This is a genomic window from Fictibacillus sp. S7, from assembly GCF_004127935.1.
Classification (GTDB): domain Bacteria; phylum Bacillota; class Bacilli; order Bacillales; family Fictibacillaceae; genus Fictibacillus_C; species Fictibacillus_C enclensis.
Genome location: NZ_QJKL01000001.1, coordinates 968711 through 983147 on the forward strand (window position 1 = coordinate 968711; position 14437 = coordinate 983147).

A 14437-nucleotide genomic window follows, 5' to 3' on the forward strand; every position below is an offset into this window, starting at 1 on the left:
TCGATCAGCCTCCCTCCGCTAAGTATAGCAGACCTGATTGTTCTTTAAAACAATCCTACCGCTTTTCCATCTTCCGTAACATCCATGTTCAGGGCAGCCGGTGACTTCGGAAGGCCTGGCATTGTCATGACATCCCCGGTGAGCGCAACAATAAAGCCGGCGCCTATGGATGCTTTTAATTCGCGAATGGTAATCACAAATTCCGTCGGCCGCCCGAGCTTCTTAGGATCATCCGACAGGGAATACTGTGTTTTAGCCATGCACACAGGAAGGGTAGACCAGCCTTGCTGTTCAAATTCTCTGAGCTGTGCCAACGCTTTTTGCGAGAATTGGACACCTGCCGCACCATATACCTTTTCGGCGATGGTAATTATTTTTTCTTCCAGGGGCTGATCAAGCGTATACAAAGGTTCAAAGGCATTCGTTTGGGATTCGATGATGTTCAGCACTGTTCGTGCCAAATCCTCGCCGCCTTCTCCGCCTTTTAACCAGACGTCTGCAATCTCCACAGGAATGTTTCGCTCTCTGCACCAATTCAGGATATGCTGAACTTCCTCATCATGATCCGATACAAACCGGTTCAATGCCACGACAAACGGCAGACCAAACGCCTGAATGGTTTCAATGTGCTTTTCAAGGTTGGCAATCCCTTTTGCAAGGGCGGCTACATTCTCACCCGATAGTTTAGCCTTATCCACACCGCCATGCATTTTCAGTGCACGGGCTGTGGCCACAATAACAACTGCACTTGGCTTGAGTTCTCCGTATCGTGATTTAATATTTAAAAACTTCTCTGCACCCAAATCCGCTCCAAATCCTGCTTCGGTGACCACAAAGTCACCTAGCTTGCTGGCCAATTTGGTCGCAATGATGCTGTTGCAGCCGTGGGCAATATTCGCAAATGGCCCTCCATGTATAATGGCAGGTGTATTTTCCAGGGTTTGTACCAGATTGGGGCGGAGCGCATCCTTTAACAACAGGGTAAGAGCACCTTCCACCTTCAGATCACTAACGGTAATTGGCTGGTTATCATATGTATAAGCAACCACCATTCGGGAAAGCTTTTTCTTTAAATCTTTCAAATCCCGGGCGAGACAGAAAATGGCCATCACTTCTGAGGCAACAGTTATGTCAAAACCATCCTCACGCGGTACACCCTGTATCGGTCCGCCCAGGCCAATCACGATGTTACGCAAGGCGCGATCATTCATGTCAATTACCCGTTTCCAGACAATGCGGCGGGAATCGATATTCAGCTCGTTTCCACGGTGTATATGATTATCGATGAATGCAGCCAACGCATTGTTTGCTGTTGTAATCGCGTGAATATCCCCGGTAAAATGAAGATTGATTTCCTCCATTGGTATGACTTGTGAATAGCCTCCCCCAGCCGCTCCTCCTTTTAGTCCCATGCTCGGTCCAAGCGAGGGTTCACGAAGTGCAATGATCGCTTTTTCACCAATCCGGTTCAATGCCTGGCCAAGACCGACGGTGACGGTCGATTTTCCTTCTCCGGCGGGTGTCGGATTGATGGAAGTCACCAAAACCACCTTGCCTTCCGGTGCGGTTTTTAGTTTATCAAATAAATCCAGGGATAACTTGGCTTTATAGCGCCCGTATGGTTCCCAATCCTCTTCGGTCAGGTTTAGCTGGGCAGCAATCTCATCAATGCGTTTCATGCTTGCTTCTTGTGCAATCTCGATGTCGGACTTGTGTGTAACTTCCTTTGTCATCTGTGGTGTACCCCCTGTAAAAATACGTGCTATTCTTATTCTACAAAAAAACAGACATAAAAGATAATGTTGGTTTTCCTGCCTTTATAGTGTATCCGCATTTTTATTTTTGCTGCAGACCCATGTATACTATAATGGAAGGGATTACAATTTACATAATTAAAGGAGGTTCATTTTTTATGGCAAAGATCACTGTTAAAGGTTTCGGCGAATATGAAATTGAAAACGGCAAGAAACTCGTTCTTGGACTTGAAGACCAAGGAGTGGATATTCTTCACCGTTGCGGGGGCAATGCAAGGTGCACAACCTGCCGGGTGGAAGTGCTGCAGGGCAGCTTCGGTGAGATGGGCGAAGCAGAACGAAACATCATCGAAACGAAAGGCCTCGGTGAAAATATCCGCCTTTCCTGCCAGGTAAGAGTTAATGGGGATGCTGAAATTGCACCCGCCATGACTTCCTCCAAAGATGGACTTGACGCAGGACCACGTCCAGCAGAATAAACCACTGCCACTGCCACTGCCTGGGGGAACCCGCTTAATCCATGCGGATCTCCCCTTCTTTTTATCGTCTTCCTTCCCACTCCTCAAAAAAGACGCCCAAAAAGTGCTCCATTTCTTCATGGCGGCGAGCTGCCAGCTTTTTTCCATATTCAGTATTCATCCTGCTTTTGAGTTTTAGAAGTTTTTCGTAAAAATGGTTCACGGCAGTAGACGTCCCGTTCCGGTACTCGTCTTTTGTCATACTGCTTCTGACCATAACATCCGGGTCATAAATCAACTGTCCGATATGCCCCGAGTAAACAAATGTCCGTGCAATACCAATGGCTCCGATGGCATCGAGCCTGTCAGCATCCTGAACCACCTTGCCTTCAAGCGACGACATCAAACCTGTGTTGCCGCCTTTATAGGACATGGTTGAAATGATATTGAGAACCTCTGTGCTTACATGCGCAGGGACATCGTTCTCTTTCAACCACCGTTCGACTTTTTGAAGGCCCTCTTCTTCTGAACCATTCAATTTCTCATCGGCAATGTCATGCATGAGAGCAGCCAGGCTGCAAATGAAAAGATTTGCCCCTTCTTCCCTTGCGATCGAACAGGCCAGTTTGTTCACTCTGTAAATATGCCACCAGTCATGCCCGCTCCCTTCGTAACCATGCACCGCTTTTGCATAGTTTTCTGCCGCTTCCAGTATTTTGTTCAAATTTACTCCCTACTTTCTTCTTTCCTTATAAAAAATGGCTGCTGTAGACATACTAATTCAAAAACAGGTAGGTGAATGGGATGTCAGAACCGTACAATGAGTTAAAACAAGTGGATATGTCAATCCAGAGTGCACAGCGAATCATCGGACATGCAACAATGAGCATGGACCCGGGACAGCTGCATGCAGCCAAAGAAGCGCTTGATACCGCCAAACAGCAGTATGAGGAAGCACTCAAAACCCCCACTGGCATGGATGGGATGTTTTTGGAGCATGCCAAAGAGACTCTTCAGCAATGTGAACAGCAAATTAATGAGGCATTAAAGCCTTAAAGAAAGAAAAGCCGGAGAATTTCCGGCTTTTTATTATGAATATTAAACGGTAAGTTCCAGTTCAAGATTGTTTACATACGCATACGCTTTTTTCTTTGTCGTAATGTTATTTTCTTTAAAACCTTCCAGAAGAGCAATATAATAACTTCCATCAAACTCCCGTTGGACCTTCAATGTGATTTCGATCGATATACTGACCATATAATCACTCATCCCGGTGAAGTGTTTTCCGAATTCAATAAATGCTGTATCGCTTTCTTTCAATTTAATCCCTTTGGATGCAAGGTGCTGGAAATAGTCCTGGATTGAAAACTGCGACAAAATATCCCATCCCATTCTAAAAAAGATTCCTCTAAATTGTATCAATCCAAAATGGCTTTAATCAATTATTTCTTTTTTTCCATGAATGATATTGCCATTCAACGCCTGAGTGGCCAGGGTATCTGCTTCTTTATTGTCATTTCGGTTCAAGAGTTTATAGACAGGCTGAAGCCCGAGTTTTTTCATTTTTTCTTCAATCCGATCCATCCACCGCTGAAGGTTTTCTTCATAGCAAGGCCATTCCCCGCTCATTTGATGGATAACTCCCATCGAATCGCCTTTTATCGTTACAGACGTATGGTGTACACCCAAGGCGTCCAATTCATTGACGAGAAGCCAGAGAGCAGCATATTCCGATTCGCTGTTGGATGAAATCTCGTCGAACGCGGCATTCGTCCTTACGCGGTAATGCTTGTGGCTTTGTGTATAATAGATCGCTACCCCCTGGCCGGATTCCTGGATATCCTTTTGGAAGCCCCCGTCAAAGTAGGCAACAATATCTGTTGGCTCTGTCAAGATGACCGCCACCATTTTTTGAAGTTCTTTCCTGGACCAATAAATTCCGGATTCATCCATAAAACTCATATCGCCAAGCCGGCCTGTTTTCTCAATATCAGCCGCAAGCCGTACAGCACGCTCAACTGTAACAGGATCTGATACAAATCGGACCGTTTCTTTCGACTTTGCAGGTTTGTACTCCCATTCAAGCGTCAGTTTCAAAACCATGACCTCCAATCAAAATTAATCACTTACTTTATTGTATCCCATTTGGCTATAATAGAACTAACAGGAGGGATGATAGGTGATTGAAGTTTATATTGACGGAGCCAGTGCGGGAGACCCGGGGCCATCGGGAGCTGGGATCTTTATTAAACTGGGAAATGGTAAAGTCGAACAACACAGTATCCCACTCGGCAGCCTCTCCAATCATGAAGCGGAGTTCAAAGCCTTGCTTCTCGCTCTTGATATTTGTTTGGAAAAGAAATATGATTCCGTGTCATTCCGAACAGATTCCCAGGCGGTTGACCGGGCAGTTGAAAAACGTTTTGCCAAAGACAAACGATATGACGGCCTCCTTCAGGAAGCGCTGGCAAAGATGGAGGCATTGCAATTGTTTTTTATCAAATGGATCCCAAGCAAACAGAATAAGGTCGCTGACGATCTCGCCCGTAAGGCCGTCCAGATGAATAAAACCACATAAAAAAGAGCAGGCCATGTTCAGCCCACTCTCACATTGATTTCAAGTCTGGATAATTCGTCCTTCAATAACGAACGATTGACTTTGATTCGGATATCATCAAAATTCAAATCCACAATATCAGGAACATCCCTGTAGATTTCGCAAAGGTCGCGGCTTAGGAACGCCATCTCACGACCAAGTTGAAGCTTCTTGAAATATCTTTTGTATTTCACATCCAGTTCATCCACGGATTCATAGATGCCTTCCACGCTTCCGTATTGCTGAACCAAAGGAAGCGCTGCTTTCTCGCCGACCCCTGCTACTCCGGGGATATTGTCACTCTTATCACCAAGCAATGCTTTCACATCGACCCATTGGGAAGGCTCAATTCCATAGTCATCGCGGAAATCATGCACTGTATATTTGATTTCACCCTTTTTGGCAGCAATAAGCTGGGAGGTTTGTTCACACAAAAGCTGCAGCAAATCACGGTCATTGCTGTAGACGATGCATTCTCCCTGTTTTTCATCCCGCCATTTCTGGGTAAACGTACCGATAATATCATCTGCTTCATATCTCGGAATGGTAAACTGCGGAAGACCTAACGTATTAAAGAGCGTAACCGCTGTTTCGTACTGCTGGATCAATGGTTCCGGAAGCTCGTTTCTAGTTCCCTTGTAGTCCTGGAACTTTTCTTTGCGCAATGTTTCATTTCGCTTTACATCCCACGCGATGGCCAAATGTGTAGGTTCATGAATTCTTACAAGCTGAAGAAGCTTTTGGATCTTTGCCCGAAGGCCATTGATGAATAAGCCCTGTGAATTGCGCGTAAGCTGATCCCATTCCTTACCGTATGCTGTCGCAAAATAACATCTGCTCAGCAGGTTAAACCCATCGATTAACAGCAATTTCTCTTGTGTTTCTTCCGACATTCTTTCCACCATCCCGCCAATAATAAAAAAACTTATTTTACCCAATAAGTAAAATAAGCTTGTTATGTATATCCGCTTTGCCGTAGCTCATCCTGTCTTAAAAACCCGTTCTCACAGGTGGGTATCCGCAGCGGTCTTTCCACCTTCCTCTGCGTAATGGAGAGGCACGGTGTATTCAACCCGTCATTTAAGATTCCCGTATTACTCATATCGGTTTAAGACAAAATAAGAGCCACTAACATCGCAGAATGTAATTATAACTCAAAAGTTGGAATTTGTAAATGATCTTACTTGGTTTTCTTGCCGTGGCGGTGATTGTCGCTTTGCTGCTCTTCGATAGCAGCAAATTCTGTGTCACTGCGCTGTTCCATTTTCTTTGCGTTATTATTACGCTGGGCATTGGCATTTCCTTTTTTCTGTTTTCCCAATGTGGTCAGCTCCTGTATATAGAATATACCTATGGTTCCCGGAAGTCAAAAAAAGAATCCTCCTTATAATTTTCCTCATAATGGCAATCCTATGTAATAAAAGGAGGCTGGTTTACTCATGGCAAATGCTTATTTATGCCCAAACTGCAAAACCAACCGTACACGGTTTAACATTATTGATCAGGTCCCGCAATCGGTAAAACTGGATCCTGCAACTGGCTCCGTTGTCAACCAGTACAACAGCAATGAAGAGCTTGATCCTTTTCATATTCCTTACAACGGAGCCCGCAAACTCATTCAATGTGCTGCCTGCGGCGTAGTTGGTGAAGAAGAGACCTTTATTAAACGGGCTCAAAATAATCCCCTTTAAAGATGAACATTTTGTTCATCTTTTTTCATTTCATAAAAGGAAAAGCCTCTTTTTATCGCGAAATTATAATGAAATGAGACTAAAGGAGGATAAATGTTTGTCTGTTATACATCCTGATTCCCATCTTTTTAAAATTCCAAACTGCCAAATCGAGAAAAAAGAGTATCAGATTGTTTCTCAATATTATGAAAGTGAATCCTTCGTCTACAGAACCTTTATTGTTACCCAATCAGGAGCGCCGTATCTGTTGTACGAGCTTGCCATCACGTATGAAGCTGTGTACAAGCTCAGCCAATTTTTCCCCATTTATACTCCTGCTTTCCTGCTGCCCCTTGGATTGAACTTTGTGTATGACATGCTCAAAGCCCCCTGCCCCCGCCATACTTCATCATTAATCACCAAAGAACACATCTCTTCTTTAGCCATCCATTGGCGTTCTCTCCCACCAATCACCGATCCTGCTTTTCCTGAATCTTCCTCTTCATTATAATTAATCGCCGTTACTTCTCCTTTTTAAGAAGCTCTTTTTGTTGTGGCTGATGGGCTACTTCGCACCAGTCCAAAATCGTTAAGGTGATCATGGCTGCCGCCTCAAAAATTTTATCCATTTCAATGTATTCATTCGGATAATGAGCGACAGAAGTGACGCCAGGCCCAAATACTATGCTCGGCGTGTGTCCCACTGCTGTCAGAAGGCCGCCGTCTGTTCCCCATGGTGAGGCTTCAATAACCGGCTCGGCTCCGGAGATATCCTTAAAGCGCTTCTTGAGTAGCTGCATTAACTCATGTTCCGTGTCAATGGAGCCCGGAAGCCATTGCGCTCCGAACCATTCCACCCGGGGTGGATGTTTGGTTAACCAGTCGTCCTGAATACTTGTCATTCTGTCTTCAAGCTCTTTTCTTACTTGCTCTAGCGTTTCATCTGGAGCAACTCCAATTCTCCCTTCAATCATAATACAATCAGGAACTGAAGATGGCCAATCACCGCCTGATATTTTTCCAAGGTTGATTGGAACCGGAATCGGAATCTTCTCATACAGGGGATCGGTGATTCTTTCGTTTCTCGTTTTCTCAAGCCGCTGGATTTCCTGTATGACAACCATGGCTTTTTCAAGGGCGCTGACTCCTTCATACCGGGTTCCGCCGTGTGCAGAGCGGCCAAAAATATGAATTCTGAACCACATGGAACCTTGCTGGCTGGGAAAAATTTTCATGTTGGTCGGTTCTGGGATGATGGCGGCCTCAGCTGTGTATCCCCTTAATATGGCGGCGAGTGTTCCTGCTCCCCCACTTTCCTCTTCCATTACACTATGAAAGATGACATCACCTTTTAAATCCAGCTTCAGATCCTTGATGCATTCCATTGCAAGCAACAGACAGAGATTGCCACCTTTCATATCTGTAGCTCCTCTGCCGTACAGCTTACCATCCTTAATGGTACCGCTGTACGGATCGTTGTCCCACTGGCTGATATCGCCCGGAGGAACGACATCCACATGGCCATTGAGAACAACTGACCTGCCTCCTCCTGTTCCTTTAATCACTGCGGCTACGTTCGGGCTGTTCGAAAAATCTGTTCGAGTCGCACAAAAATAGGGATGCTGAAAAAACTCCTCTTCGTCCGGATGCCAAAGATCTACTTCACAGCCTATATCTTTTAGCTTTTCAGCAATCAGCAGCTGTACCTCTTTTTCATTTCCCTGTTCGCTGTTCTTACGCACCATTTGCTGAAGGAACGAGATCGCCTCCGGTTTTTTCTTCATCATCCACTTCTGAATTTCCTCTAACATATAACCCCTCCTGCGTATTAGGCTTTATTGAAAGGTCACAACCTCATTACGGATTTCAAGCGGAGCGCCTGTTGATTCAACCACTTCTTCGACCGAATGCGGATGCATGACTTCTCTCAGAACAAGCTTTTCATCCACGATATCAATCACCGCTTTTTCGGTAATGATCATATTAGCTCCTCTTTTTACAGTAAGCGGCAATTTGCAATTCTTTACGATTTTGGGATTTCCCTCTTTATCGGAATGGTTCATCAGCACAATGACTTTTTTTGATTTTTGGGCAAGATCAATGGCACCTCCCATACCTGGCACTCTTTTTCCAGGAACGATCCAGTTGGCAATATCCCCCTGTTCACTTACTTCCAGGGCTCCCAGCACCGTTATATCGAGCAGCCCCCGGCGGATAATTCCAAATGCCATGGCACTGTCGAAATAAGAAGCCCCCGAAATCAGCGTTACCGGATAACCACCTGCATTGGAAAGGTTGCCGTCTTCTTTTCCCGGTGGGGGAGACCCTCCCATGCCGAGAATGCCATTCTCTGTGTGCAGCATCACTCCATAGTTTCCTGGAATATAGTCCGCGACAAGAGTCGGAATACCGATCCCCAAATTGACAATCATCCCCCGTCCAATTTCAAGGGCGGCTCTCCTCGCTATTTGGTGTCTTGTTTCAATTCCCAGACCCATTTCCAGTCCACCCCTTTGCTTTGAACGATATAATCCACAAAGACCCCCGGCGTTACCACACATTCCGGATCCAGCTGTCCAGGAGGAACGATTTCTTCCACCTCGGCTATTGTCACATTCCCGGCCATAGCCACCAGCGGATTCGTATTTCTTGCGCTCTTATCGTATATGAGATTGCCATACGTATCCGCCTGTTTTGCATATATGATGGAAACATCCGCTGTAAGAGCCGGTTCAACCATGAACGTTTTTTCTTGCACTTCCACTGTTTGCTTTCCCTTTTCCACGATGGTTCCAAATCCCACATCCACAAGAATCCCACCAAGACCCATTCCACCGGCTCTGATTTTTTCAGCGAGCGTTCCTTGAGGAATGAATTCGACTTCGAGTTCACCGTTTTGCATCTGTTTACCTGCTTCCGGGTTGGAACCGATATGGGAGGCGATCAGACGGGAAACCCGCTTTTCGGTAATCAGCTTTCCCGGTCCGATCCAGGGGAATCCTGTATCATTGCTGATCATGTAAATGTCCTTAATCTGTTTATCAATCAGCACATTAATCAAGCCTGGCGGAGCGCCAACCCCGCCAAATCCGCCGACCATCAGGGTCATGCCGTTAAAGAAATGGGTTGCTGCTTCTTCTATAGATATCTGCTTGGTTTTTGATGAACCTTCTGTTGATTGGTACACCATTCTTTATCATCCCTCCTTAACTTGTGGCTTTATGGGCGAGTATGCCAGCTGAAATGAGGCCATTCATGAGTTCCTCCATACTTTCATCCAGTATTCTTAGCATTTCATAGATTTGGAATGAGGTAATAGTTAAAGGAGGGGAAATCAATACCGAATCACCCTCAAATCCAGTAACTCCGCCAAATGCAGGATAGATGACTAGCCCGTTTTTAAAACAGAGAGAAATAAACATTTCCCCCACGCGGTGCGTGACTGAAAAAGGAACCCGGGTGGCCGCATCGCTAACCATCTCCAGGCCGCATAGCAGCCCTTTACCTCTGACTTCACCGATGATTGGATATTTTTTCTGAAGGTCTTTAAGGCCTGCGATCAGTTTTTTTCCCTGATCCTCTGCGTTCCGTACGAGTTCGTGCTTCTCCATGTAATCGATCACTTCCCCGCAGACCGCTGCTGACAGCGGATTCGCACTGAAGGTATGCCCGCTCATGACGATTTTAGAGCCTTTTCGGATCACATCAATGATCCGGTCGGATACCATTGTAGCGGCCATTGGTGTATATCCCGCACTCATTCCCTTGCCAAGTGTCATGATATCAGGTTCTATCCCCCAATGCTCTACAGCAAACATTTTGCCCGTTCTTCCCATGCCGGTCATCACCTCATCGGCAATCGTCAGGATATTGTGCCGGTCACAAATCTCTTTGATTTTTTCGTAATAGCCCGGAGGCGGGGTTACCGCTCCTCCTGCTGCACCTACAATCGGTTCAAAAATAAAAGCCGCAATGTTTTCGGACCCGATGTCTCCGATGGCCCGCTCCAGCTCATGACCGCATGCCAGCCCGCATCCCGGATAGGTCTTGTTCAGCGAGCAATGATAACAATAAGGAGCTGGTACTGCAGGAAAATCTTCAAGCAGGGCAGTAAACCGTTCTCTTCTCAGAGCATGCCCTGACATTGAAAGCGCACCCAGTGTTATTCCATGGTAGCTGGTCCATCGGGAAATGATTTTGGTCTTTGTACGGATCCCCTGCTCTTGAAAATATTGAATTGCTACCTTTAATGCAGTTTCGGTTGCTTCAGACCCGGAGTTTACAAAAAATGTCCAGTTCAAATCTCCGGGAGCCAAAGCTGCAAGTTTATTTGCCAGACGTTCAGCCGGAGCACTTGTGAAATGGGAGCGATACACAAAAGCGATCTGTTTTGCTTGTTTCTCCATAACCCCGGCAATTTCCTCCACACCATGACCAATGTTCGCTGTTACCGCTCCAGAAGAACCATCGATATACCGTTTTCCTTCCGTATCGTACAAATATATACCCTTACCATGGCTGATCATCGGATAATTTGCATCCAAAACCGGTTTGATGACGCCTGATTTCTCCACGGGGGGCACCCCTCTCTCTTATGTTGGAAAGCAACGGATCAGATCCGTTGCTTTAAAAGGCTCAATTATAAAATTTAAAGTAGTTCTTCTTTAAAAAACGTTCTGTGGCCATGAGCTCTTTGAATGACACCACTTTGCCCAGCTTTTTTGTATTAATCAAAAGCAATTGATCCTCGATCTCTTCGACCACATGATCTTCATGATATTCCATGCCGCAGGATGAACAGCTAACAGCAGGAATCTCATCAATCTGGAGCGCACGGGTTCCATCATGGAGCTCCCAGTAGCCAGTTTTTTTCGTTTCCACAGCCGCATCTTCATTACACCACATGCATTCCTTCAACAGCTGCACCTCCTTCTAGGCTTCTTTTACCGGATCATTGTCAGTTTTTGTTGCTTCTTTTTGCTGCTCATGCTTATATTTTTTTTCTTTCATTTCATCTCTTTTTCCGCGCTTATCCTTGAGGGTGGCATGCTCAGGATTGGTCTCATACGTTTTTCTGCGGTCGAATCGGTTTAATCCTTCCGGAACAATATTAAACTTTTCATCTTTGATCAGAGCGGTGATGCCAATCGCTGCAGGTTGCTCTGTGATATTCATCGTTTCATTAAAATAATCATCCGCTTTTCCCGGCACATAGTTTTGTGGCTCTGGGTAGGAAGTGATCACGCCCTCAAAGTTTCTCAGGATCACTTTGTCAGGACTTTGTGAAATAAGATAATTTGGCTGCAGCGAAATTTTTCCGCCGCCTCCAGGCGCATCTACAACAAAAGTCGGCACCGCATAACCTGATGTATGTCCGCGGAGTGCTTCGATAATTTCCAGACCTTTAGAGACCGGCGCCCGGAAATGGCCAATTCCCTCGGACAAATCGCATTGATAAATGTAATAAGGACGGACCCTTATTTTTACGAGGTCATGCATCAATTTTTTCATAATATGTGTGCTGTCATTGATCCCTGCAAGAATAACGGACTGGTTGCCGACCGGAACTCCGGCATTTGCCAACATTTCACATGCCCGTTTGGATTCCTCGGTAATTTCAATCGATGTATTAAAATGAGTGTTCAGCCAGACTGGATGGTATTTCTTCAAAATCGAGCAAAGGTTTTCTGTAATGCGCTGCGGAAATACGACTGGCGCCCGGGTGCCGATCCTGATAATTTCCATATGCGGAATGGCTCTCAGCCTCTTTAAAATATATTCGAGAATGTTGTCGTTGATTAATAAACCATCGCCACCCGAAATCAGGCAATCCCGCACCTGGGGAGTTGCGGCAATGTAATCAATGGCGGCGTCCAGCTGCTTTTTTGGAACCCCCATGCCAATCTGGCCGGAGAACCTTCGTCTAGTGCAGTACCGGCAATACATCGAGCACTGATTGGTTACTAGAAACAGGACCCGGTCAGGATAACGGTGAGTCAATCCCGGTACAGGTGAATCCTCGTCTTCATGTAGGGGATCTTCCAAATCATATTTTGTTTTCAGGATTTCCTTACTGACAGGAACCGACTGCATTCGTATCGGGCAGCGGGGATCATCCTGGTCCATCAGCCAGGCATAATACGGTGTGATATTCAGAGGGATGGTCATGGTTGATATACGGACGCCTTTCTCTTCCTCAGGCGTTAAATTGACAACCTTTTTTAAATCTTCCAGCGTTCTGACAGTATGAGTTAACTGCCATAACCAGTCGTTCCATTGTTCCTCTGTGACATCCTTCCATAACTCGATCTCTTTCCAATGTCGTTTTGGCTGGTACAATCCATTTACGATCGGCATGATGTTACCTCCTTGTATACTGAGCTCATATTCTACAGTTGCAAGTTTCGTGCCAAATCAAACTCCCCCATCATTGAGCGGTTTTTCTGCGACTGTGCGGTTAATTACCAATGTATGCGTTCGCTGACCTGGATGGGAAAAAGAAAAAACCGCCGAATTTTCGGCGGTTCGTCATGTTTTCATTCGTAATTTATATTGAAGGGTTTGTCGCGGGATTTTCAGGAGCTGTGCTGCTTGTTGGATGTTTCCGTCTGTTTTGGAAAGTGCAGTGGAAATCAGTTCCTCTTCCCTTCTTGCCAGTGCTTCACGCAAAGGCACGATAGAGGGTTCTGTCTGAGACTTGCCCATTACCAAAAGATGACGGGGGAGGTCGGAATTCCGGATGGGGTGATGATCTTCTGCCATGTTCATTGCGTATTCAATAACATGTTTGAGCTCCCGGACATTTCCCGGCCAACGATACCGGCATAGAAGCTGAACCACTTCATCTGTAATGCCTTTGACTTGTTTATGAAAGGTGTGGTTGTACTGAGAAATGAAATGGCGGGCAAGAAGTTCAATATCCAATTGCCGTTCACGAAGAGGTGGAACCTCAAAGAAAATGACATTCAGACGATAGTAAAGGTCTTCCCTTAGCTTATTATTTTTAACACAATCCACCGGATGTTCATTTAATGCTGCCATAATCCTCACATTGACAGCCTTCCCTTTTGTTTCCCCCACCCTGCGCACCACTCCGTCCTGAAGCACCCGCAGCAGCTTGGCCTGGATATCAAGAGGCATAGAATTGATTTCATCAAGGAACAAGGTGCCCCCGTCGGCCAGTTCAAAAAGCCCCGGCCGTTCGACGGCTCCCGTAAAACTTCCTTTTAAGGTGCCGAACAAAATACTCTCGAGCAGCTGTGACGGAATGGCTGCGCAGTTTTGCGCGATGAACGGTTTGTCTTTTCGTGGAGACTGATTGTGAATCCCCTGAATTAAAACTTCCTTTCCGGTTCCCGTTTCCCCAAACATCAAAACGGGGGACGATGTCTGTGAGACTTTTATCAGTAGGTGTTTCAATTGTTCAATGGCAGGGTCCGCCGAAATAAAATCAGCCAGCTGGTAGGAAGCGAAGTGCCCATGGGTCACTGGTTTTGGACGCGCTTTATGAAATTGAGCCTGCATATCAAGAAGTTTTTCGGACAGCTGTTTGATTTTGGTCAAATCTTTTGAGATTTCAATCGCCCCGATCAGTTTGCCATTGACTAACAGTGGAAGAGTGGTATTGACCGTATCCACTCTCTTTCCGTTAAAGTTCGTATAGGTTTGCTGCTGATTGATGATCGGCTTTCCGGTTTTGATGACTTTTAATAATGTGCTCGTATCCTGATTGAGGGAAGGAAAAGCATCGAGAACATGATAGTCGATGACGTCACTCACCTTTAACCCATCCAGTGATGCAGCTACTTCATTATAAAAAATGGTCATCCCCTTAGCATCGACCGCATGAATACCTTCGTCAATCGTTTTTAAAATGGCCTTGAGTATTTCGATAGTTTCCACTTTTTCTGTCATCACGGGCACCTCCGTTGGGATCAAAGACATGCTGCTGAAAATTCA

Annotated in this window: 18 protein-coding genes and 1 other RNA gene; 5 read left to right on the top strand and 14 right to left on the bottom strand. The window is 45.6% G+C overall.

Annotated elements, in window-relative coordinates; all coding sequences use genetic code 11:
• Positions 1-44 precede the first annotated feature (44 nt).
• On the bottom strand, positions 45-1733 hold the full coding sequence (locus tag DMO16_RS04915; protein ID WP_129475756.1) for a formate--tetrahydrofolate ligase: 1689 nt from the start codon (positions 1731-1733) through the stop codon (positions 45-47).
• Between the two features lie 179 nt (positions 1734-1912).
• Here DMO16_RS04915 and DMO16_RS04920 point away from each other — a divergent pair, with 179 nt between their 5' ends.
• Positions 1913-2233, top strand: a complete 321-nt coding sequence (locus tag DMO16_RS04920) for a 2Fe-2S iron-sulfur cluster-binding protein (protein WP_061969870.1) — start codon at positions 1913-1915, stop codon at positions 2231-2233.
• A 61-nt stretch (positions 2234-2294) separates the two neighbouring features.
• Here DMO16_RS04920 and DMO16_RS04925 read toward each other — a convergent pair whose 3' ends face one another.
• Positions 2295-2936 carry an HD domain-containing protein gene (locus tag DMO16_RS04925; protein ID WP_129475758.1) on the bottom strand — a complete coding sequence of 214 codons (642 nt, stop codon included), beginning with the start codon at positions 2934-2936 and terminating at the stop codon, positions 2295-2297.
• Positions 2937-3016: 80 nt separating this feature from the next.
• Between DMO16_RS04925 and DMO16_RS04930 the strand changes: the two genes are divergently transcribed.
• A complete protein-coding gene (locus tag DMO16_RS04930) occupies positions 3017-3268 on the top strand; it encodes a DUF2564 family protein (RefSeq protein WP_061969865.1) in 252 nt (83 codons plus the stop codon).
• Between the two features lie 42 nt (positions 3269-3310).
• Here the strand turns inward: DMO16_RS04930 and DMO16_RS04935 are convergent, their stop codons facing one another.
• Positions 3311-3589 (bottom strand): DUF6123 family protein, encoded by a 279-nt coding sequence (locus DMO16_RS04935; protein WP_240482222.1) that lies wholly within the window; start codon positions 3587-3589, stop codon positions 3311-3313.
• Between the two features lie 57 nt (positions 3590-3646).
• The gene (locus DMO16_RS04940) at positions 3647-4309 is read right to left on the bottom strand and encodes a reverse transcriptase-like protein (protein ID WP_206738054.1); all 663 of its coding nucleotides are present in this window, start codon (positions 4307-4309) and stop codon (positions 3647-3649) included.
• An 82-nt stretch (positions 4310-4391) separates the two neighbouring features.
• Here DMO16_RS04940 and DMO16_RS04945 point away from each other — a divergent pair, with 82 nt between their 5' ends.
• Complete coding sequence (locus DMO16_RS04945) at positions 4392-4790, top strand: reverse transcriptase-like protein (protein ID WP_061969858.1); 399 nt, start codon at positions 4392-4394, stop codon at positions 4788-4790.
• 17 nt (positions 4791-4807) lie between these two features.
• Here DMO16_RS04945 and DMO16_RS04950 read toward each other — a convergent pair whose 3' ends face one another.
• From DMO16_RS04950 to DMO16_RS24130, 3 genes are all read right to left on the bottom strand, one after another.
• Positions 4808-5746 carry a 5'-3' exonuclease gene (locus DMO16_RS04950; RefSeq protein ID WP_277873754.1) on the bottom strand — a complete coding sequence of 313 codons (939 nt, stop codon included), beginning with the start codon at positions 5744-5746 and terminating at the stop codon, positions 4808-4810.
• Positions 5747-5766: 20 nt separating this feature from the next.
• A non-coding RNA gene (gene ssrS, locus DMO16_RS04955) (6S RNA) lies at positions 5767-5954 on the bottom strand.
• 34 nt (positions 5955-5988) lie between these two features.
• Positions 5989-6129: a hypothetical protein gene (locus tag DMO16_RS24130; RefSeq protein ID WP_164988858.1), complete on the bottom strand. Its 141-nt coding sequence runs from the start codon at positions 6127-6129 to the stop codon at positions 5989-5991.
• A gap of 118 nt (positions 6130-6247) precedes the next feature.
• Between DMO16_RS24130 and DMO16_RS04960 the strand changes: the two genes are divergently transcribed.
• Positions 6248-6499, top strand: a complete 252-nt coding sequence (locus tag DMO16_RS04960) for a DNA alkylation repair protein (protein ID WP_129475762.1) — start codon at positions 6248-6250, stop codon at positions 6497-6499.
• A 97-nt stretch (positions 6500-6596) separates the two neighbouring features.
• Positions 6597-6989 carry a hypothetical protein gene (locus tag DMO16_RS04965; RefSeq protein ID WP_129475764.1) on the top strand — a complete coding sequence of 131 codons (393 nt, stop codon included), beginning with the start codon at positions 6597-6599 and terminating at the stop codon, positions 6987-6989.
• Between the two features lie 10 nt (positions 6990-6999).
• Here the strand turns inward: DMO16_RS04965 and DMO16_RS04970 are convergent, their stop codons facing one another.
• The 7 genes from DMO16_RS04970 to DMO16_RS05000 all read right to left on the bottom strand — a co-directional run bounded on the left by DMO16_RS04970 (position 7000) and on the right by DMO16_RS05000 (position 14392).
• Positions 7000-8289 (bottom strand): peptidase, encoded by a 1290-nt coding sequence (locus tag DMO16_RS04970; protein ID WP_129475765.1) that lies wholly within the window; start codon positions 8287-8289, stop codon positions 7000-7002.
• 24 nt (positions 8290-8313) lie between these two features.
• Positions 8314-8976 (bottom strand): 3-oxoacid CoA-transferase subunit B, encoded by a 663-nt coding sequence (locus DMO16_RS04975; RefSeq protein ID WP_129475767.1) that lies wholly within the window; start codon positions 8974-8976, stop codon positions 8314-8316.
• Positions 8943-9668 carry a CoA transferase subunit A gene (locus tag DMO16_RS04980; RefSeq protein ID WP_129475769.1) on the bottom strand — a complete coding sequence of 242 codons (726 nt, stop codon included), beginning with the start codon at positions 9666-9668 and terminating at the stop codon, positions 8943-8945. The genes DMO16_RS04975 and DMO16_RS04980 overlap by 34 nt, the downstream gene beginning before the upstream one ends.
• A gap of 16 nt (positions 9669-9684) precedes the next feature.
• The gene (locus tag DMO16_RS04985; protein WP_129475771.1) at positions 9685-11052 is read right to left on the bottom strand and encodes an aspartate aminotransferase family protein; all 1368 of its coding nucleotides are present in this window, start codon (positions 11050-11052) and stop codon (positions 9685-9687) included.
• A gap of 61 nt (positions 11053-11113) precedes the next feature.
• Positions 11114-11383: a YokU family protein gene (locus tag DMO16_RS04990; protein ID WP_241840655.1), complete on the bottom strand. Its 270-nt coding sequence runs from the start codon at positions 11381-11383 to the stop codon at positions 11114-11116.
• Between the two features lie 27 nt (positions 11384-11410).
• Positions 11411-12835, bottom strand: a complete 1425-nt coding sequence (gene ablA, locus DMO16_RS04995; protein WP_425590018.1) for a lysine 2,3-aminomutase — start codon at positions 12833-12835, stop codon at positions 11411-11413.
• A 171-nt stretch (positions 12836-13006) separates the two neighbouring features.
• Positions 13007-14392 carry a sigma-54 interaction domain-containing protein gene (locus tag DMO16_RS05000; RefSeq protein WP_129475775.1) on the bottom strand — a complete coding sequence of 462 codons (1386 nt, stop codon included), beginning with the start codon at positions 14390-14392 and terminating at the stop codon, positions 13007-13009.
• Positions 14393-14437 lie beyond the last annotated feature (45 nt).

Excerpts from the sequence above, each read along its gene's own strand:
- DMO16_RS04915 (WP_129475756.1), bottom strand. The coding sequence starts at position 1,733 with ATGACAAAGGAAGTTACACACAAGTCCGACATCGAGATTGCACAAGAA.
- DMO16_RS04920 (WP_061969870.1), top strand. The coding sequence starts at position 1,913 with ATGGCAAAGATCACTGTTAAAGGTTTCGGCGAATATGAAATTGAAAAC.
- DMO16_RS04930 (WP_061969865.1), top strand. The coding sequence starts at position 3,017 with ATGTCAGAACCGTACAATGAGTTAAAACAAGTGGATATGTCAATCCAG.
- DMO16_RS04960 (WP_129475762.1), top strand. The coding sequence starts at position 6,248 with ATGGCAAATGCTTATTTATGCCCAAACTGCAAAACCAACCGTACACGG.
- DMO16_RS04970 (WP_129475765.1), bottom strand. The coding sequence starts at position 8,289 with ATGTTAGAGGAAATTCAGAAGTGGATGATGAAGAAAAAACCGGAGGCG.
- DMO16_RS04975 (WP_129475767.1), bottom strand. The coding sequence starts at position 8,976 with ATGGGTCTGGGAATTGAAACAAGACACCAAATAGCGAGGAGAGCCGCC.
- DMO16_RS04980 (WP_129475769.1), bottom strand. The coding sequence starts at position 9,668 with ATGGTGTACCAATCAACAGAAGGTTCATCAAAAACCAAGCAGATATCT.
- DMO16_RS04990 (WP_241840655.1), bottom strand. The coding sequence starts at position 11,383 with ATGTGGTGTAATGAAGATGCGGCTGTGGAAACGAAAAAAACTGGCTAC.
- ablA (WP_425590018.1), bottom strand. The coding sequence starts at position 12,835 with ATGCCGATCGTAAATGGATTGTACCAGCCAAAACGACATTGGAAAGAG.
- DMO16_RS05000 (WP_129475775.1), bottom strand. The coding sequence starts at position 14,392 with ATGACAGAAAAAGTGGAAACTATCGAAATACTCAAGGCCATTTTAAAA.